The 20145-nt window shown below is 37.5% G+C and carries 22 protein-coding genes; 3 read left to right on the top strand and 19 right to left on the bottom strand.

Annotation, left to right across the window (positions count from 1 at the left end):
• Positions 1 to 4: 4 nt before the first annotated feature.
• From flaG to OSO01_RS09230, 14 genes are all read right to left on the bottom strand, one after another.
• Positions 5 to 364, bottom strand: coding sequence for a flagellar protein FlaG (gene flaG, locus OSO01_RS09295; protein WP_147210168.1), 360 nt, complete (start codon positions 362 to 364; stop codon positions 5 to 7).
• Positions 365 to 519: 155 nt separating this feature from the next.
• Positions 520 to 744, bottom strand: a complete 225-nt coding sequence (gene csrA, locus OSO01_RS09290) for a carbon storage regulator CsrA (protein ID WP_147210167.1) — start codon at positions 742 to 744, stop codon at positions 520 to 522.
• A complete protein-coding gene (gene fliW / locus OSO01_RS09285) occupies positions 744 to 1190 on the bottom strand; it encodes a flagellar assembly protein FliW (RefSeq protein ID WP_147210166.1) in 447 nt (148 codons plus the stop codon). Before fliW ends, csrA begins: the two co-directional genes overlap by 1 nt.
• Positions 1191 to 1202: 12 nt before the next feature.
• Entirely contained in the window at positions 1203 to 1766 is a 564-nt protein-coding gene (locus OSO01_RS09280) for a DUF6470 family protein (protein ID WP_147210165.1), read from the bottom strand.
• Positions 1767 to 1908: 142 nt separating this feature from the next.
• Positions 1909 to 2790, bottom strand: coding sequence for a flagellar hook-associated protein FlgL (gene flgL, locus OSO01_RS09275; protein WP_147210164.1), 882 nt, complete (start codon positions 2788 to 2790; stop codon positions 1909 to 1911).
• A 9-nt stretch (positions 2791 to 2799) separates the two neighbouring features.
• On the bottom strand, positions 2800 to 4272 hold the full coding sequence (gene flgK, locus OSO01_RS09270; protein ID WP_147210163.1) for a flagellar hook-associated protein FlgK: 1473 nt from the start codon (positions 4270 to 4272) through the stop codon (positions 2800 to 2802).
• Positions 4273 to 4291: 19 nt separating this feature from the next.
• Positions 4292 to 4774 (bottom strand): flagellar protein FlgN, encoded by a 483-nt coding sequence (locus tag OSO01_RS09265; protein WP_186813609.1) that lies wholly within the window; start codon positions 4772 to 4774, stop codon positions 4292 to 4294.
• Between the two features lie 27 nt (positions 4775 to 4801).
• Entirely contained in the window at positions 4802 to 5065 is a 264-nt protein-coding gene (gene flgM, locus OSO01_RS09260; RefSeq protein ID WP_147210161.1) for a flagellar biosynthesis anti-sigma factor FlgM, read from the bottom strand.
• Between the two features lie 77 nt (positions 5066 to 5142).
• Positions 5143 to 5565: a TIGR03826 family flagellar region protein gene (locus tag OSO01_RS09255; RefSeq protein ID WP_147210160.1), complete on the bottom strand. Its 423-nt coding sequence runs from the start codon at positions 5563 to 5565 to the stop codon at positions 5143 to 5145.
• A gap of 242 nt (positions 5566 to 5807) precedes the next feature.
• Positions 5808 to 6485, bottom strand: coding sequence for a ComF family protein (locus tag OSO01_RS09250; RefSeq protein WP_147210159.1), 678 nt, complete (start codon positions 6483 to 6485; stop codon positions 5808 to 5810).
• The gene (locus tag OSO01_RS09245) at positions 6482 to 7891 is read right to left on the bottom strand and encodes an ATP-dependent helicase ComFA (RefSeq protein WP_147210347.1); all 1410 of its coding nucleotides are present in this window, start codon (positions 7889 to 7891) and stop codon (positions 6482 to 6484) included. Before OSO01_RS09245 ends, OSO01_RS09250 begins: the two co-directional genes overlap by 4 nt.
• A gap of 107 nt (positions 7892 to 7998) precedes the next feature.
• Positions 7999 to 8841: a DegV family protein gene (locus OSO01_RS09240; protein ID WP_147210158.1), complete on the bottom strand. Its 843-nt coding sequence runs from the start codon at positions 8839 to 8841 to the stop codon at positions 7999 to 8001.
• Positions 8842 to 9121: 280 nt separating this feature from the next.
• Positions 9122 to 9817, bottom strand: a complete 696-nt coding sequence (locus OSO01_RS09235; RefSeq protein WP_077601921.1) for a response regulator — start codon at positions 9815 to 9817, stop codon at positions 9122 to 9124.
• Between the two features lie 359 nt (positions 9818 to 10176).
• The gene (locus tag OSO01_RS09230; protein ID WP_147210157.1) at positions 10177 to 11310 is read right to left on the bottom strand and encodes a sensor histidine kinase; all 1134 of its coding nucleotides are present in this window, start codon (positions 11308 to 11310) and stop codon (positions 10177 to 10179) included.
• Between the two features lie 456 nt (positions 11311 to 11766).
• Here OSO01_RS09230 and OSO01_RS09225 point away from each other — a divergent pair, with 456 nt between their 5' ends.
• The gene (locus OSO01_RS09225) at positions 11767 to 12417 is read left to right on the top strand and encodes a YigZ family protein (RefSeq protein ID WP_147210156.1); all 651 of its coding nucleotides are present in this window, start codon (positions 11767 to 11769) and stop codon (positions 12415 to 12417) included.
• Between the two features lie 119 nt (positions 12418 to 12536).
• Here the strand turns inward: OSO01_RS09225 and OSO01_RS23295 are convergent, their stop codons facing one another.
• Positions 12537 to 12692, bottom strand: coding sequence for a hypothetical protein (locus OSO01_RS23295; protein ID WP_186813608.1), 156 nt, complete (start codon positions 12690 to 12692; stop codon positions 12537 to 12539).
• Positions 12693 to 13080: 388 nt separating this feature from the next.
• Here OSO01_RS23295 and OSO01_RS09220 point away from each other — a divergent pair, with 388 nt between their 5' ends.
• Positions 13081 to 14025, top strand: coding sequence for an LCP family glycopolymer transferase (locus tag OSO01_RS09220; protein WP_147210155.1), 945 nt, complete (start codon positions 13081 to 13083; stop codon positions 14023 to 14025).
• Positions 14026 to 14339: 314 nt separating this feature from the next.
• Positions 14340 to 16334, top strand: a complete 1995-nt coding sequence (locus OSO01_RS09215; protein ID WP_147210154.1) for a penicillin-binding transpeptidase domain-containing protein — start codon at positions 14340 to 14342, stop codon at positions 16332 to 16334.
• 116 nt (positions 16335 to 16450) lie between these two features.
• Here OSO01_RS09215 and OSO01_RS09210 read toward each other — a convergent pair whose 3' ends face one another.
• The 4 genes from OSO01_RS09210 to OSO01_RS09195 form a co-directional block, all read right to left on the bottom strand.
• On the bottom strand, positions 16451 to 16903 hold the full coding sequence (locus OSO01_RS09210) for an IDEAL domain-containing protein (RefSeq protein WP_147210153.1): 453 nt from the start codon (positions 16901 to 16903) through the stop codon (positions 16451 to 16453).
• Between the two features lie 105 nt (positions 16904 to 17008).
• Complete coding sequence (locus tag OSO01_RS09205) at positions 17009 to 17377, bottom strand: DUF779 domain-containing protein (protein WP_147210152.1); 369 nt, start codon at positions 17375 to 17377, stop codon at positions 17009 to 17011.
• Between the two features lie 127 nt (positions 17378 to 17504).
• Positions 17505 to 19025, bottom strand: coding sequence for an aldehyde dehydrogenase (gene adh / locus OSO01_RS09200; protein WP_147210151.1), 1521 nt, complete (start codon positions 19023 to 19025; stop codon positions 17505 to 17507).
• 370 nt (positions 19026 to 19395) lie between these two features.
• A complete protein-coding gene (locus tag OSO01_RS09195) occupies positions 19396 to 19578 on the bottom strand; it encodes a cold-shock protein (protein WP_077601913.1) in 183 nt (60 codons plus the stop codon).
• Positions 19579 to 20145: the final 567 nt, after the last annotated feature.

Raw genomic sequence — 20145 nt, 5'->3', positions numbered from 1 at the left:
ACCTCTATACCTTTTTATTAATTAACAGGCCCATAAAATCAGCCATTTCAGCATACATATCCAACATCTTTTTTGGAGGAATTTCACGTATGACTTCATCTTTATCTGCATCAACGACAGTAACATAATACTTTTCCAGTTTTTCATGCATGACAAACTTTACATTTCTTCTAACAGGCTCTAAAAATGAATTCATTTTATCAATTGCCTGCTCTACTTGCTCTTTACTCACTACTTTGTTCTCTTCTTTCAAAGCTGTTTCTTTGTCTTTTGAATCAGATTGTAAAGCAGCGGGTGATGTAACAGCTTTAATGGAATGAGGGATAAATGAAGTATCCTGAACTCCAGCTTTATTTACAACCATTTTATGTTACACTCCTTACTGTTTATCTTTTATATCGGCTTCTTTTATAAATTGTAAAGGGTTAAGGGCAATATTTTAAAGTGTTCTTGTCAACTTTATCTGTGCCATATATGGAAGAACACATGTTGCTCAACCAATAAAAAGAAAAATATAATTTACAGTTTTTCACCCTTTAAGAAATCAAAGAGATTTTGATCTATTTGTGCTGCCTGGTTATTTTGGTTTTTGATGTCTACGTAGATTTCCTGACGATATATATCTACTGATTTGGGAGCACGAATACCCAGCTTCACCTGATCGCCCTCAATAGCAATTACTTCTATCTCAATATCGTCTCCAATTTGAATGGCTTCATTTCTTTTTCTGGAAAGTACAAGCATTAGTTCTCCTCCTTTTCATGAAGAGGCTGACTGATTGGCGCCCTGGAAGAATAATCTTCCTTTTGAAGAACAACCTGTTTCGCAATATTTTCCTTCATATGAATTACAATTGGTGCTTTCATATTAATTGTACTTTTCTCAAAAGGTTTATTTACTGTAACAATTGTATAGATAGCAATGTCGTTGCGATCTTTTATATTTAAGAATTCCAAGATTGAAGCTTCCAGTTCAAAAGAATAGTCCTGATATAAATAATAAGGATCCGTAATGATAAAAGCTAAATTGGCATCATCTGCCGATTGTAAAATATGAAATATGGGATTATCCGGCAGTTCCAGCAGTACAAACTGCTTAGACTCCGAAAACCCGGGTATTCCTGATGGAAATTTAATTATTTTTGACTCGTCAACTTCAATTTCACCTAGATAAGCAGATGTCATCTTCATGGTGCACACTCCTTATATTTTCGTATTGACCACTTCTATTGTCAGCTCCTGTCGCTGGGCGAGTGAGGTTTCTATTCTTCCAGCTGTATACTGTATGATTGGTTTATTTATTTTCCCCTCAATAATTGGCTTATTTGTTCGAACTTGGATATCTAATTCAGCCGGTTGATAGGATGTTTTCACCGCAAAGGTAGACGGGATAAATGTAAGTCCCAACCTTTTTTGCTGAGTAAATCCATTTTCCAGCGCTTGTGTTTTGATTGGATCTGAATTGTTTTCAATTCTCATTAATGCATCGCCTTGACGTGCTCGTCTGGCAGTTCCCTGCAGTACCGCCTGTTGACCAGCCTGCGCATTTTTCGCAATACTCTTTTTGGGACTTAATAAATTCATGTCCTCCCACGCCTGGCTTTGATCGATATTTAACCTTCCCGGCTTTGTACGCATGGAGATTTCTGCTGCTGGTTGTCTGATGGTCAAATCACCCGAAGGCTGAGATATATGTACTTGTACCGGTTCTGTATGTATTTGAATTTTAGCCTGCTGTGAATGCATTCTAATTTGTGGAATTTCCATCTCTATTCCCTCTCCATCTCATTTTCTAAAAACACCCTGCTCCAGACTGAATAATGGGCAGGGTGTTTTATAATCAGTAAGAAAATATAACTTTCACGTGTACGAATACTTAAGCCAAAGATTTTCGGTTATACTTTTGCAATTAACGTAAAAAGTCAACTAAAGAAGGCTGGATGATTCGGGAACCTGCTGAAAGTGCTGCCCGATGTAAACTCTCTTGTGTAATCAGATTCGTAATTGCCTCTGCAAAGTCGACATCTTCATTATCAGATAAAGTCTTTGTCGTTACGATTTTTTGATCAGCTAAGCGGTTTTCCACCAGTTCCACTCTATTCATACGCGCACCAATTTCTGCGCGTGAATCCAGAATACCTCCAATGGAAGCATCTAATTCTCCAATACTGTCATCAATATTTTCCCCAGCTTCAAGACGTTCAATAAAGCTGTCCACGGTTGCAAATAAAGCTCCATCTTCACCAAATACAGTGGATCCATCTGTATTTGCTTTTACTGTAATACCGCTTGATACTTCAATAACAACATCATCATCTGCAAAATTAGTTGTCACATTGCCTTCTACATCTACTGTTACTGGCTGCGTATCTGAATTAGTACCGTTAAAAATATATCTTCCATTTACATTCGTATTAGCAATATCCACCAGATGCTCTTTTAACTGCTTTGCTTCTTCAACAATGCTCTGGTATTCGTCACTGCTGTTTGTCCCATTACTTGCCTTTACAGCCAGCTCCTTCAACCGCTGCATCGCTTGGTTTGTCTGGTCCATGGCAGCATCCGTGTTATCCAGCCAGCTGTTCACCTCTGAAGTATTTCGTTCAAATTGATTAATTCTTGCTAATTCTGAACGGTAAGATACACCCTTCATCGCGATCATCGGATCATCGGAAGGCTTTGATATTTTTTTTCCGGTGTATAACTGCTCCATATATTTATTCATTTGTGTATTACTATGTGTTAAGTTGCGTAGCATATTATTGGAAAGCATACTTTGAGTTACTCGCATTTTTTGAACCTACCTTCCTACTAATCCCATTCGATTAATAATTGTATCTATTAATTCATCCATTGCTGTCATTCCACGGGCAGCTGCATTATATGCATGCTGGAATTTAATCATGTTTGTCATTTCTTCATCTAAGGAAACAGCACTGATAGATTGACGCTGGTTACTTACCTGGTGCTGCAATGTGGCTGTGCTGTCTAGCATTGTGATGGCATGGCTTGTCTTTACACCAACATCACCAACAATTGATTCCAGATAGCCGTTTACAGAGACACCGCCCAGATCGTCATTTGGACTTGTAAAAACATTAGCAAGATCTAATGCCACGTCCCCTTTTCCTTTATTCCCATCTGAAGAAATTATAATATCTTGATGATCTTTAATAGCGACCGCTATTTTCCCGGCAGCTCCTGCTGGCTCATCTCCGAGATCTTCAAAGAACGGCACTGCTGTGTCACCATCCTTATGAAGTTCATTAAAACTATTAGCAATGGCAAATGCTAAGTTATCCAGCTTTTCAAGCATTTCCGGATAATCTCCTTTCACTTCCCCATCTTCTACATATCCAGAAGCATGTACATAGCTTTGAATGGTCCCTTTAGAAGATTTAATATCCGCATCGCCTACATTAATGCTTTCGATTACTTCCATTCCATTGATTTCTGTATAAACCGGCTTATCAATTTTATTTGTCGTTCCTTCTACACCATCTACCAATTTCACCGAATTACCGTCTCCAAGAACTACTTTTACTGTCGCTACGCCATCCCCTTGCTTACCATTCGGTATATGGCTGCCATCATATTCCACTTCAATATTCACAATTTCCGATAACTCGTCCAGAATATTGTCACGCTTATCATATAAATCATTCGCATTATAACCGTGGATTTCCAGCTTTTTAATCTGGCTATTGAGGGAGTCAAGTTGGTCAATCATAGCATTTGCTTTATCTATCGTATTCTCTGTCTCTTTTTGTAAATCTGTGCGAATCGTATTCATAGATTTTGACAGATGGTTAAAAGTATCCGCCAATGATTCACCTCTTTTCAACACAACTGCCCGTGCTCCATTATTTGTTGGGTTGGCAGCAGCTTCCTGCAAAGAGCTCCAAAAATCACTCATTGCTGCTTCAATCCCTGAATCACTTGGCTCATTTAATAGGTTTTCCATTCTTGAAAGTGCTGCTGTGCGTTCAGACCAGTACCCTACGGATGCATTTTCTGCCCGGAATTGCGTATCTAAAAATTGGTTACGGATACGCTGTACAGAACCGACTTCTACTCCAGTCCCCATTTGCCCCGGAAGATGCGGGCTGTTCATGCCCGGGGTCGGATAACCATTCATTGCCTGCATATTGACGCGCTGTCTGGAATATCCGGGTGTATTGGCATTGGAAATATTATGCCCTGTTGTATATAAAGCACTTTGCTGTGTACTCAGTGCCTGACGTGACATTTCTAATCCTCGAAACGTGCTCATCAAATCTTCTCTCCTTTTTTCATGCTTTCGAATCAAATAGCGAACGGCCGGACATCTTTTCTGAAGATGCTGTTCCATAATTCATCGAGCCGATAGTCGGGTTGACTAATTCCATCGAAAGCTGTACAAACTTCATTGATTCTTCCAGTAATGCTTTATTTAAATGTTCCTGTCTTTTTAACTCTGTAATGGTATCCGTTAATGCAACTGCTGCTGCTTCCGCCATTTTCTGCTCTTCGCCGGTTAACCTGTTCAGAATCTCTGTAATAGTCAGTGATTCCGCCGGATGATGCTGTTCTTCATTCCAGGCTTCTACAGCTTCCTGCCTTTTCTGTTCCTGCTTCTCCAGCTGACGAATAAGTTTTTGCTCTTCTAAAAGCAATGCTTGAAATTCATCAAGCTTATTATTCGTCAATGTTTCCGTTTTTCGTTTAGATAATTCCAGCAAATCCTTGTGCGTTGCTGTTAAATCATTCATTGCATGAATCAGCTGAATGCTCACAAATTTTCCTCCTTTGACCATTAAAGCTTACTTTTCGGTCCAAAAACCATGCATTTTTTGAGCAAGTTTCTCATAATCTATTTTGTACTGATTGCTGTCAATTTTCTGCTTTATTTCATTGACATACTCTGCACGCTTTTCATCTGGCTGCTCCTGCTTCTGCAATTTTTTTGCTTCCGATGATATTTCAATACTGTCTTTTTTATATGATTCTGACTCTGTTGTCTGTCTATTCTTAAGTGCTTGCTTATATGGATTAAAATTTGTTGGATTTGGTCCATTGATTTTCATTTTCTGCACCCCTTACCAGTAATGAGCAGTTTGTCTGGAAACTGCATTACTTTTCTTTTGTCCAATCAGCGCATATACTATTCGTTCTTCCATTCACCTTTTGTGTAATACGTTGTTTCTCTTTCAGCATCTAATGCTTTTTCCTCGGCAGACTTCACTGCCTCATGCCTCACAAGGTCTTTCTTCAATTCATTTTGACAGGAGTCACATAAAGTCCCCTCTTTAATTGGCCGCTGACATCTTTCACAAGGATAAGATAGATTCGGGAAATTTGAAGGCTGGAGCCTTTTTTCCCGGATAAACTTCTGAATGAGAGTTTCATCAACACCTGTTGCTTCTACAATCTGCCCAATTGTAGCAGTTCTGTTTTCCCGTTTTCTTAAAAAGTTATACACACGTCTGAAGTCTTCTTCTTCTTTTTTATAGCATTCATTACATATGTCTCTAAATTGCTTCACAAACACACGATTACATCGTTCGCAGTTTGCCAATTCTCCCATTCTTGTTTCTCCTCTCTGCTGTACTTTCCTGCCGGGAAGGAACTTTTCAATTTATTAACAACCCTTTATATATGATGATTTATTTTTCACGAAATACTTTTGCTTATTTATATCATCGTCAGCATTGCTGAAATTGTTAATAGGCAATGGGAAATTAATCGCTAATTATTTATCTTTATTATAACAAAATGCTTATCTATTTGGGGGATACTTCTGCTTTTTATCCTTTTGAACATCTCTTTTTAACTTCTCGCTATGGTTAATGAATACACTTCCGGACAACCATGGAACTTTAATTGCTGTGCTGCCTGCCGGACGGTTGTACCTGTTGTGTAAATATCATCAACAATCAAGGCAGCTTGTTTTAATGGTTCTGTTATGGAGAAAGGATTATCTCTCTTCAAACGGGCTTTCCGATTTTTCTTTGCCTGTTTTTCGCCACTCTTCCTGCGTAATACCTGCTTTATAGGAGCATCCAGCATCTCTGCCAGGGCCAGGGACTGGTTAAACCCTCTCTCTTGCATTCTGCTTTCACTTAACGGAATCGGAATAACCGTCAGGGAAGCAGCATTATTTGCAAACTGTTTTTCAAAAGCACTTTTCAGTTCATTTCGAAACATTTCTCTTAATAAATAATCCCCCCGGAATTTCCATTGTGTAATCATCTCACATATCGTCTCATTATAATGAAAAATAGAATAATTTCTTTCAATATTATCGCCCAGCTCTCTCCACTGCTGGCAATCTAAACAAATCGACGAGCTCCAGGCCCGGCTGCATACCTTACACCGTTTCCCAGAAATCATCTCCAATTTACCAGTACAGGATATGCATAATACATTATTCTTTTTCACTGTCAGCCAGGTAGACCATGTCAATGGCTGTTCAATTCGTTCATGACAATACACACAAAAATTCAAAGCTTTTTCCCCCTCTCATTCATATCTAAAATCATCTGTCTCGCCTTTTCGATTGCATCTGTTTTTCCGTCATGAAAGAAAATCACCTCTCCGCTCGGGTCATCTGCGCTTCTTCCTGCACGACCGGCAATCTGAACCAGTGCGGCTTCATTAAACACCTCATGGCCAGCGGCCAGTACAGCAACATCTACAGAAGGGAAGGTAACCCCTCTTTCCAATATAGTCGTCGTGATCAAAGCGTGTAATTCCCGATTTCGAAATTGTTTTATTTTCGCCTCTCTATCTTTATCGGCCGCATAAACAGCTTGTAATTCCTCAGAAGCCGAAATAGCGCCTGTTTGAAGTAATAATAATGTAATTACTTCTTTCAGTTCCTTTATCATAGAAATTTTCGGCCCAAAAATCAGTAATTGCCGTTGAGGATTCTGTCTATTCATAAGCCATTTTTGAAAAGCATTAGGAAGTTTTTTATTTGCAAGCTGGCTGGTAAGGTGAAAGGCTAATTTAAGTTTAGGAACAGGGAGAAGGTGTCCATGGTAACGCAAAGGCACAAAAACATGCGGAAGTTTTCCCAGCTTCATCTGCAGTCTGAAATTTTTACGAGGGGTAGCGGTGAGGTATAAAGTCGTAGATTGTTTCTTGGCTGCCTGCTTTGCAGCATACATTAAGCTTTTATCTAGATAAAATGGGAAAGCATCGACTTCATCAATAATCAATACATCAAATGCTTGATAGTAACGCATTAATTGATGCGTGGTTGCTAAAATCAGCTGGGACTTACCTGCCTTATGCTCACTTCCTCCATAAAGTGCTTCGATGGTCACATCTTGAAAAGCCTGTTCCAGCCGGGGAAATAATTCCCTGATAACATCTACACGGGGAGAGGCTAATGCGATTCGTTTCCCCTGCTTCAAAGCAGCGGTAATTGCCGGGAACAGCATTTCAGATTTTCCAGCTCCGCATACTGCCCAGCATAAGCAGGCTGGCAGTTTTTCAATAACAGCCTTTTCCAGCTGTGCTGCTGCATTGCTTTGGGCAGGTGTTAATTTTCCTTCCCATGTTAAAGGATTGGAATGCTTTGGCCAATGTACCTCTGCCCCATTCCATATATAGAGCGGCTTACATTCACTTATTCTTCCCATTTGAATACAGTTACGGCAATATAGATGCTTTTGCTGACAAATTCCACAGGGATATTCTGAAAAATAATATTTTGAGGTATTGCCGCACCGGATACATTTTACGGAGCCTTTTTGATTTTCTATTGCAGGGATTGGGATTAACTGTTTTGTAGAGAGGAGAACATGAAAACATTTCTCAGGAAGAGAGATTTCTTCTTCCAATAATCGTTTACCGGATAAAGATTCGGCGAGGAGCCTGGGGGAACACAAAATCAATTTATCCATATTCAATTTGATACCTCCATAAATGCGGATTATTTTATAACAATTGCTCAAGTTTAGGGGGGAAACTTCATTCAGTGAGCTTTTGCAATGCTGAATGAAGTTATATTTTATTTTTCATACCAGGCAACACCAATAGCACCTTGTCCCAGGTGGGTACCAATAACAGGGCCGAAATAACTGATGGACGTTTCTATTTCTGGATGCTTTTCTTTAAAATCTGTTTTTAATTTTTCTGCATAAGGAAGGTCATTCCCATGAATAAATACAACTCGGAGATTTTTGCCTGCAGCAACCTCTTCTTCTAATAATCCAAGAATACGGGAAATTGCTTTTTTCTTCGTGCGAATTTTTTCAAACGGGACAATCAGCTTATTTTCAAAATGAAGGATAGGTTTTATCTGTAAAAGACTGCCTAATATCGCTTGTGCATTTGATAATCTTCCACCTCTTTGAAGATTTGTTAAATCATCAACCATAAAATAGGCACGGACAGTTTTTTTCATTTCATCCATTCTTGCTAAAATAGCATTTACAGGTTTTCCATCCTGAGCCATCGCTGCTGCTTCCAATGCATAGAATCCCTGTACCATACAGCTGATTTCAGAATCATAGGCATAGACATCAATTCCTTCAACCATCTCTCCTGCGCTCACCATTGTCTGGTATGTTCCACTTATACCACTTGATAAATGAATAGAAATGACAGCGTCATAGTCTTCTGCTAATTCTTCGAGTTTTTTTGTAACCTCGCCCACAGACGGCTGTGAAGTACGTGGCAATTCTTTGTAATCTGCAAGCTTTTGATAAAATTCTTCTGTTGTAATATCTAATTCCTCACGATAGGAATCATCCTGAAAAGTTACGCTCAGCGGAACCATATGAATTCTATATTTTTCACGATCTTCCGGCGTAATATACGCTGTGCTATCTGACATGACAGCAATCTTCATAGACAATTACTCCTTTTCTTTTCTGTCATTACAGTAAAATGACAGCACAAAAATGATAGGCTGTTTCCACTTTTCATGCTGTGCCGTTTCTTTATACCTGTATGTGAAATCTATTTACTTGACATTATTCTACACGATAATCCCGTAAAAATCGAATGCTTTATCGGCCTCTTAAACGGTTATATAGCATCTGCTTATCTTTTCCAGCTAACAGCTTACACCTCTTAGATATAAAAAAGCGTCCTGACAATAAGAATCAGGACACCTTTCTTTTTTACGATTAAATAACTTCTACCCAGCCTTTTCGAATTGCGCAAACTACTGCTTGCGTTCGATCATTAACATTCATCTTTTGAAGAATATTACTTACATGGTTTTTAACTGTTTTTTCACTGATATAAAGAGATTCTGCCACTGCACGGTTACTCTTTCCTTCCGCTAACAGCTGAAGTACCTGACATTCTCTTCTTGTTAATAAATGTAGCGGTTTACGATGCTCCACATTCCTGTTTGCCAGACTGGAAGTGTTTTCTCTTGCTAATCGGCGATATTCTTTCACTAAATTATGTGTAATACGCGGATGCAAATAAGAACCTCCGCTGCTTACCACTTTAATTGCCTCTACAAGTGCCTCTGCATCCATCTCTTTTAATAAGTAACCTTGCGCCCCTGTTTTTAATGCATGTGTAACATAGTTTTCATCGTCATGGATAGATAAAATGATTATTTTTGTATTTGGAAATTGTCTTATTAAATCAGCAGTTGCCTGTACACCATTGATTTTAGGCATATTGATGTCCATCAGCACAACATCCGGATTATTATCTCTTACAAGATTAGCAGCCTCAGAGCCGTCATCGCCCTCTGCAACTACCTTAAAAGCCGATTCAAACTCTAAAATCCGTTTAACACCTTCCCGAAATAATTTATGATCGTCAATTAATACAATATTTACTTCTTTTTGTACATCATCCATATATAAATCTCCTTTTCTACTTAATGATACTAATTGAACGTTTTTTTAATCATTAATAGATAGATAGCATAGTTTTCTTTAAATTAAAGTAAGTCTATTGTAGTACATATCATTGCTATTGTCTCATTTCAGCTCAAATCTATTTATTTTTAAAGGCTTAGTTATTTTACAGATGAGAACATCGTTATGAAAATGCCAAGGCGCTTTCCGTTTTTAAAGTAGGAGTTTAAAAGAATGCAGGAAGGTAGAATTATGTTATAAAAAATTTTTGTGTTTTTGTAATTTTTTAAGTTCTCTACTATTTTTATACAAAAAGCGCCTTTTTTCTACAATATCTATTTTTAATTATATACTTAAGTTTAAGAATATGGAACATTTATTGTAACCGTTGTTCCCTTTCCCTTCCCTGTAATAATATCCAGTTTGCCGTCGAGCATCTCAACCCGTTCTCTCATCCCTATTAATCCGAAAGAATTCTCGCTCTTCTCCGCCGGGTTAAATCCTTTGCCGTTATCCGCTACAACCAGGATTAATCTATCTTTTAAAATTTCTAATTTGACCTTGATTTCTGTTGCTTCACTATGTTTAATAGCATTTTGCGCAGCTTCCTGCATCAGCCGGAATAAAGCAACTTCATATTTATTATTTAATCTTTTTTCTTCTCCAAACACAATAAAATCTATATGGATATCGTGGTATTCAGTCAGCCTGTCTACATATTTTCGAATTGTCGGAACTACTCCTAAATCATCCAGTGCCATCGGCCGTAAATCATATATAATTCTCCGGACCTCCTGCAAAGAAACGCGGACATTTTTTCGCAATGACTTAATCTCTTCGGATATTTCTTCAGGTGTTCCTTTTTTCACAATATAGTCAAGAATATCTGAACGTAATAACACATTAGCCAGCATTTGAGCTGGTCCGTCATGGATTTCCCTGGAGAGCTTTTTTCTTTCCTCTTCTTGTGCTTCAATAATTTTCAAGCCAAACTCTTGTTTTTCTCTGGCATCTTCAATCATTTCATTTACCTGCTTAAAATCATCCTGCAGAAAATTAAAAATTACAGCAATTTTTGCAACAAGCTCTTCACCACGTTCCAGTATATGTGTAAGACTTGTCAATCTGATTTCTATCTCATCACGCCGCTGCCGCAGCAGCTTTTCTTCTTCACGCATAATGATTAATTTTGTTTGAAAATCATGCGTTTTTTCATAAACCTTACGCACCTCATTCTCAGAGTATTTGTTAAAGTCCTTACTTACCAAGGCGAGCTGTTGACGATATTTTTTTACATCCTTCTCCAGGTTGTCTCCTTTTTCAATATACTTTTTTACTTTTTTTTTGGTTGACTCTAGTTCCTTAGAAAGATATTCATACTCTTTTCTTCCTTCTTCGGTAATTTCAAATACTTGATGTTTACTTTGGTCAACCATCTGTATCATATTGTCTACAATTTGATCTATTGCCTGGTTATTTAATCTTATTGTCATCAGAAACTCACCAACCTATGTTATAATTATTCGTAACTTTCCTTGATTTTATAAGGATATTTTCAAAAAATTAATTAAAAGCTCTTGTAATAATACAGTTTTTTTACTTATGCTCTTGTAAACTGAGAGAAAATGACATGGGTAATAAATACTGAAAATCTAGTGATAAAATATAATTATATGAGTTATTTTATAAGGTTCAACCTTAAAATCAATGGTTGATATTAATGAATAACTATGATAGTTGTACGAACCGGTAACGGAAAAAGAGAGCTTCTTTTTTCAGGCTGAGTTCAAGTCCATAGAAAGCGCAGTTTTTTTCTGTTATTTAATATTACTCCCCATTATAACTCGTTGCAGCGGCTACTAGAAATCATAATTATACTTAATTTATCCATTATAGATTTTGGTGAATTTTTTAATAGAACAGTTATTTTTATTGAGGTGAAAATTAGAATGCTATCAGCTTATTATACTGTAAAACACCAGGGTGCAGACGAAATAACAATTCAAAAATCACGTTTTATAGCAAATGTTAAACGTGTCGAATCAGAGGAAGAGGCTCAGGAATTTATCCAATCCATAAAAAAAGAACACCGGGATGCTACACATAATTGTTCTGCATATATTATAGGTGAAACAGATCATATACAAAAAGCAAATGACGACGGAGAACCAAGCGGAACTGCCGGTGTACCTATTTTAGAAGTATTGAAGAAAAAAGGTTTGAAAGATACTGCAGTTGTCGTGACAAGATACTTTGGAGGTATAAAGCTGGGAGCAGGCGGTCTTATCCGCGCATATGGATCAGCAACTACGCAAGGTATCAAAACAACTGGAATCGTCCGCCGCGAACTGATGCAGGGAGTTTCGGTTACTGTCGAATATCCCCTGCTGGGCAAGCTGGAAAATGAAGTCCGACAGCAATCAAAATATATTTTAGAAAATATTCATTACCTTGAAAATGTGGCATTTATTATTTATGTGAAAACAGAAGAAACAGATACTTTTAAAAAGTGGATAATCGAAATGACAAATGCACAGGTGACGATCGAATTACTGGATCAAAAATATGTTGAAATTGATGTTAATGATACTCCTTCTTAACCAAGAGCAAAATGCAGCTATTTATCAATAAATAATTATCCGGAAAGGACTGATTCTATTATTTCCCGGCATACAAAGAGGCTCTGTCAGATTACGGTAATCTGACAGAGCCTTTTAAATTAAAATGATTTAATAGATTTCTTTACGTTCGTGTTCAATGACAGTTCTTTAACTAGTAATTGAACTATTTCATCCATTGAATTTAATTTTTGATTTTCCGTATCGTGAATGACTCTTTTTAGAATCTTTTGATACTGTTCTTGCTCCCTGCCCATTCATCTACCGCCTTTGAATAATTTTTCTTGAAGCTGTCAACCTTTACCATAATATGTAAATGTCGAATACTGTGTTCTAAGATGAATTTTCTCATTAAACGTAATTCTATAAAAAAAAAACCATATTGTCTACTTTTTTTGATAATTTTTTTAATTTTAATAGATTGGCAGTTAATTTACTCTTAATTTCATGTTTTTTTAAACAATAAATGTAATATATTCTTTTAATTTCTTTTGTTTATTTCTTCATTATAGAGAAAAACTACCTACAAAATTTGTTTAAAACATAGACGATTAATCCAAATTTCGATATAATTTATTACAGATTTATTTTTCCTGACAATTAGTAAAAATTTTTTAAATCGAGGAAAGAATAGAGGAGAATATTTTGGTATCTAGAGTAGATAATAAAATTCGCAAAAAGAGAAAGAAATGGCCATTTATTGTTGGTGGAATAATCCTATTTTTTGTTTTAGTTATTGGCGGCGGGGCTTTCTTTGTTTGGAGCCAGGTTGGTAAAGTAGTAGAATCAATGCATAATCCATTAGAAAGAGATAATGACCCGGGACGGAAAGATGAAATAAACCGTCTGTATAACGATTCAGATGCTGTTAATATTCTGCTGCTCGGCGTGGATGAACGTGATGGTGATGCCGGCCGTTCTGACACTATGATTTTGCTTTCCTTAAATCCTAAAACAGATTCTATGGTTATGTTAAGTATTCCACGTGATACTTACGTAAATATTCCCGGCCGGGGAATGGATAAAATCAATCATGCATATGCTTTCGGCGGGACGCAGTTATCTGTAGAAACAGTGGAGCAGGCATTTGATTTGCCGGTTCACTCTTATATTCGTGTGAATATGGAAGGTTTTGAGCAAGGTATTGATGCTCTTGGCGGTGTCACTGTTCAAAACAGCACAGCATTTTCTCAGGATGGACATGAATTCAATGAAGGAAATGTTAACTTGAATGGGGAAGAAGCTCTTTCTTATATCCGTATGAGAAAACAAGATAGCCGCGGAGATATGGGAAGAAATGAACGTCAACGTGATGTAATTGTTGCTGCAATGGATGAAGCAGCCAGCTTTTCAAGTATTACCAAAGCCAGTAATATCCTTGATATTTTAGGAAATAATGTCCAAACTGATTTAGATATGAAGCGACTGCAGACATTATTCAAGGACTACAGTGGAACTAGAAAGAATGTAGAGACACTGGAAATATCCGGAGATGGTCAAACCATTAATGGCGTTTGGTACTATATTGTACCTGAGGAGGAAATCAACCATATAAATTCAACGATTACTGAGCATATGGAACAAAAATAAAGAAATAGTCATTGCTGAAGGACTGTGAACAGACTTCAGGTAAACAGACTACTGATTCCGATTGGAAAACAAAACGTCACCTGGTATATACAGCGTGACGTTTTTTCACACAATCTCTTTCTATTTTCTAATTGGATAAATAACACCTATAGAGGAAGTTTAAAAAGGGCGAGTAATCGCCTGCTGAAAACTGTTAGTATCTTTTAAACATATATTTATTAAATTTTTTATGACTTTCTATCTATCATTCTATTAATAATGCAGAACATGTTATACTTTTACGTAAAGAGATATTTTTTAATGGGGGTTAGAAAATGTGGAAAAAAAGTTTATGGATGATTCTTTTTATTGCCCTGTTAGCCGGGTGCTCTGAAGAACAAGCCGACCCAACGAATACACTAAAACAATATGCAGAATCAATAGAAGAAGGAGACTATGAATCTCTATATAATCTTTTTTCTGAAGAAGCGAAAGATACATATAGTGACGAAGATTCGTTTATTCGCCTGAAGAATTTATATGAAGATATTTCTGCTTCTGATATTGAATTTAATATGCAGGAATTAGAAGAAAGAGAGATTGCCAATGCGTATGATGATGGAATAGCAACTATCCCCTTCACTGTTAATATGAATACGGTAGCTGGTGAAATTTCATTTGATTATCAGGCTGAACTAACCTTAGTTGAAAAAGAAGATGAAGAAGACAGCTGGTTAATTAATTGGGATCCCGGCTTTATCTTTCCGGAACTTGCTGATGGCGGAAAAATTAATGTTTCTCCTGATGAACCAGTCAGAGGTGAGATTCTTGATAAAAACCAAATACCGCTTGCAATTAATGATACTGTCTATCAATTTGGAGTTATCCCAAGTGAATTAGGAGACAATGAAGCAAAGCGTGAAGAAATCGCCCGTTTACTTGGAATGTCTGTCGACTCTGTCAATTCAAGTATTGAAGCAGAATGGGTCGAGGACGATTTATTTGTACCACTGAAAAGTATACTTCCGGATAATTCAGATACTGTCCAGCAATTAAATGCAATCGAAGGGGTTTCTTATCAGGAAATTACTGGAAGAGTTTATCCAGAGGGGGAAATAGCTGCCCACCTGGTAGGGTATCTCCGTTCAGTCAATGCGGAAGATTTAGAAGAGCTCGATACAACAGAATACAGTTCTTCCGACAGAATTGGTGCACGCGGACTGGAAAGTTTATTTGAAGAAGAGCTTCGCGGTAAAAAAGGAGCAGCTATTCAAATTGTAAAAGAAGGCGAAGAAAATGTTACTCTAGCTGAAAAAGAAGCAGAAGACGGACAAAATATTACTGTAACAATTGATATTAATATTCAGGATAAAGTTTTCCAGGGATTTGATGAAGATCCCGGCAATGCTGCTGTTATTGATCCAAAAACTGGAGAAACACTGGCTTTAGTAAGCAGTCCATCATTTGATCCGAATGATATCCTTTATGGAACATCTTCAAACTATTGGAGCGATATGGAAGAGAATGAGCTGCAGCCAATGCAGAATCGATTTTCTTCTACCTTTGCTCCCGGCTCTGTTATTAAACCAATCACTGGTGCAATCGGATTAAAAAACGGTACAATTGTATACGATGAAGGCATTGAAATTGAAGGGCTGAAGTGGGAAGATTATAATGTAACACGCGTATCAACTTCTAATGGCCCTGTTGATCTGGATGATGCCTTGATACGTTCAGATAATATTTATTTTGCTATGAAAGCTGTAGAAATGGGCGGAGAAGCTTTTGTTGAAGGCCTGCATGAATTTGGAGTTGGAGAGGAATTTCCATACACCTATCCAGTTACAGATTCTACTATTTCCAATTCAGGAGACTTAGATGATACACACCTACTGGCACATACAAGCTATGGACAAGGTGAAATTGAAATGAGTGCTCTGCATCTTGCAACTGCCTATTCAACTTTTTTGAATAAAGGGGATATGATTCAACCAACTTTATTAACAGAAGAAGAAACTGGTCAGGTTTGGAAAGAAGGCTTGATTACAGAAGAACAAGCTGATGAGATTCAAGAATCTCTGAGCAAGGTTGTTACAGAAGGAACTGGTAAAGCAGCTAAAGAAGCTGATTTCCCTATCTCTGGTAAAACAGGAACAGCAGAATTAAAATTAACTGGTGAAGATAGCGGTGATGAGAATAGCTGGTTTGTCGGCTACCCGACAGATGATCAGGATTTAATGATTGCCATTATGGTAGAAGGAACCAAGAATCATGATCGCAGTTCAGGAGTTGAGAAAGCAACAAAGATTTTAATTGATATTAAAGATTAAAGCTATTGTTAAGAGGTTGAGCATTTATAAATGCTCAACCCTTTTTATTTCCGCAGAAAAAACCATACAGCAGAAAGAGTGTCTGCCACATGGCTGATGTTAAAATATCTGTGATTTTATTTATCATTTAGCGTATTTGTTAATTCTAAAAAAGCCTCTTTATCACCGTTGTCAATCGCTTTATCAATTAATCTTCTCACATTTTCATATTCCAGCTCTGATATCAGTTGGTCTAAAGCTCTCTGCTGATCTGAAACAGCCTCAGTGTCTTCTGGTAAATAATAAGATTCTGCAATTCGATGAAGCATCTCTAAAAAGCCTGGAATAGAAACCAATTGGGACATGGAAATAGTTAATACTTCCTTACCTTTTTGGAAAGCAAAGACATCATCGATATTTTCAATCTTCTTCGTTTTGCGGTTGATGCGTACTTCTGTCGATTTAACAGGGATAAATTGATATACTTTCTTATTCATAATAATTGAGAAGTACTGATACGCTAAAATAATCCGAATATACTTTTCTTCTGTCTTTACATAGTAAGGCTTTAACATTTTAACAGTAACCATCTTATCCCTCCCTGTTTAGAACATACATCTAAATTTTCTGTTAATTAATTTTATCGGATATAGTAAGAAAATTCAAGTAAAAATTTCAATTGTCAAAAAATTAATTTATATTACGCTGGAATCTAATTCCTCTCTTTCCTCATCCGAAAATACTCTGGATCTGGTTAAAAACCTTTTTCCTTCTGGACCCTCCAGTGAAAACATACCACCTCTTCCGTTAACAACATCAATAATAAGCTGTGTATGCTTCCAGTACTCAAATTGATCTTTGGAAATATAAAACGGAATATCTCCTGGCAGATTTCCCAGTAAGACATCAGAATCACCTGTTCTAAATTCTCCTAGCGGATAGCACATTGGCGAACTCCCGTCACAGCAGCCTCCTGATTGATGGAACATTAGCGGACCATGAATATCTTTCAGCTTCTCCATCAGCTCCTGCGCTTCCTGTGTCGCAATAACTCTGTCTACCATGGAAAATACCTCCTTATTAGAATAATTGCGGAAAGAGTAGTTACCTGATTATAATTTCATGGCAGGCATATGTATAATCATATGCCTGCCAATGCTGCAGCTCTGTTAATTTACTTATATCTTTCTCCTAGAATAAACCGGCCGGACCCTCACTGTAGCTGATCAGCAGGTTTTTTGTCTGCTGATAATGATCCAGCATCATTAAATGATTTTCTCTTCCGATTCCTGATTTCTTATAACCGCCAAACGCTGCGTGTGCAGGATATTGATGATAACAGTTTGTCCATACACGCCCAGCCTGAATACCACGGCCAAAACGATAGGCTGTATTCATATCACGAGTCCAAATGCCGGCACCCAATCCATAAAGTGTATCATTTGCGATTTCCAGCGCCTCTTCTTTGTCTTTAAAAGTAGTTACTGATAAGACCGGACCAAAAATTTCTTCCTGGAAAATCCGCATCTTATTATTACCTTTGAAAATTGTCGGTTGTACATAATATCCCGAAGCCAGCTCTCCATCAAGCTGATTTACATCTCCGCCGACAAGAACCTCTGCGCCTTCCTGCTTTCCAATATCCAAATAAGATTTAATTTTTTCATGCTGCTCTTCTGAGGCCTGTGCTCCCATCATTGTATCTGTATCAAGCGGATGACCAATTTTAATTTGTTTGACACGTTCAATCGCTTTTTCCATAAAGCGGTCATAAATAGATTCATGAACAAGTGCGCGGGATGGACACGTACACACCTCTCCCTGATTCAAGGCAAACATAACCATTCCTTCAATTGCTTTATCTACAAAGCTATCGTCCTTATCTAAAACATCTTCGAAGAAAATATTTGGGGACTTTCCGCCCAGTTCAAGTGTTACCGGAATAATATTTTCAGATGCATATTGCATAATAAGACGACCGGTTGTCGTCTCTCCAGTAAATGCAATTTTTGAAATACGGCTGTTTGCAGCAAGCGGTTTTCCAGCTTCTACACCAAAACCGTTTACAATATTCAGTACACCAGCCGGTAATAGGTCTTTAATTAAATCGAGAAGAACATGAATAGATGCAGGTGTCTGTTCAGCAGGCTTCAGCACAACACAATTCCCGGCAGCCAATGCCGGCGCCAGCTTCCAAGTTGCCATCAGTATCGGGAAATTCCAAGGAATAATTTGACCGACAACACCTAACGGCTCATGAAAATGATAAGCGACAGTATCATTGTCAATTTGACTCAAGGTTCCTTCCTGTGCCCGAATAGCCCCGGCAAAATAACGGAAATGGTCAATTGCCAATGGAATATCTGCTGCCAATGTTTCACGAACAGCTTTACCATTCTCCCAGCTTTCTGCTACAGCTAATTTTTCAAGATTCTCTTCCATCCGGTCAGCAATACGATTTAAAATAACTGCACGCTCTGCGACAGATGTTTTTCCCCACGCTTCTTTCGCTTCGTGAGCTGCATCAATAGCTGCATCGACATCTTCCTTAGTCGAACGGGCCAGCTCACAAAATACTTCACCTGTAATCGGAGTGGTATTTTCAAAGTAGTTTCCTTTTACCGGCGGTCTGTACTCTCCTCCGATATAATTATCATAACGTTTTTCATAGTTTACAATAGCACCTTCTGTATTCGGATTAGCATACCTCATTAAAAACTCCTCCTTAGTGTAAGCGATTACAATATAGTGTTAATCAAATATTAATTTGTGCTCTTAGTATAGCAAATATTATTCTACTTTTACAATAATTTCAACTATTTATTTTTTAATGTCTTTTCCTATCTGTAATCCTTATTAAACAGAAAAAAAGCCTCTGCAATCAATATGCAGAAGCTTCATTAAATAGCATGCAGTGTCCATAGTCCCCATCTTAACCATATTACATCAAACAGAAGTATTAAATATAGTCAAGGAAAAAACAGACACTTCTTTTACTGATTAACTAAACATGGCTCAGCGGGGAAAATCAAGCCCGTTGGCTATGTTTTGCTTCACCAGCAGCAAATAATAGAGATACTATTTACTTCAATTCAGGAATTACACGAACTTCCTTTGCCATTTCGGACTGACATAAAGGGCAGCTCGGTTCATCTTCGAAACTAAATGATTCTCTCATCCATCCTTGACAATCTTCTTTAGTACATGACCATACGCTCGTTTCAACCTCTGGCACCGGTTCTTTGGGTCCACGAGAAAAAGACATAATAGCATCTCCCTTCCTAATATATAGTATACGCTATTTCTTGAAAGAGTGAAACTTTTGAGCATAACAACTTTTCTTACTTTTTTCAAGTATAAATTCCCTAGTTTCGTTAAATTCATTCTTTTACTTCTCTTATAGCTTGTACTATTTTTCTATTCTCTATACTCCATAAGCGAACTGCCCCTTCTTTATTTTATGTGCAGATTGTATATTCATGATAAAGTATTTGGTTTTTATTAAATAAATTTATTCTTACTGTGAAGATTACTGTTTAAGAAAGACCAAGAAAATCACTTGGTCTTTAAAATACTGGTGTTCCAGCCAAGGAGATGTCCGCTGCGGGAAGTCGCTCCCATCTAAGAAGAAATATGTTTTATTTACTTTTTCACAAAGAAATAAAGCTAATTTTAGCGACGCTTTTTGATGGGACGAGTAATCGCAGTCCCAGTTCCAGAAGAAATACACGGAGACTCCTGTGGGCATGTGCAAAACGAAAGGAGGTTCGGTTAAGTTCGCGACGTCTTGTCTCAGGCACCGAACTGACATACATCCTGTATGCCTCCGCAG

The organism is Oceanobacillus sojae (genome assembly GCF_007991515.1).
Classification (GTDB): Bacteria; Bacillota; Bacilli; order Bacillales; family Amphibacillaceae; genus Oceanobacillus; species Oceanobacillus sojae.
Note: the sequence above shows the minus strand (reverse complement) of the source record. Positions and strands in the feature narration are given on the sequence as shown.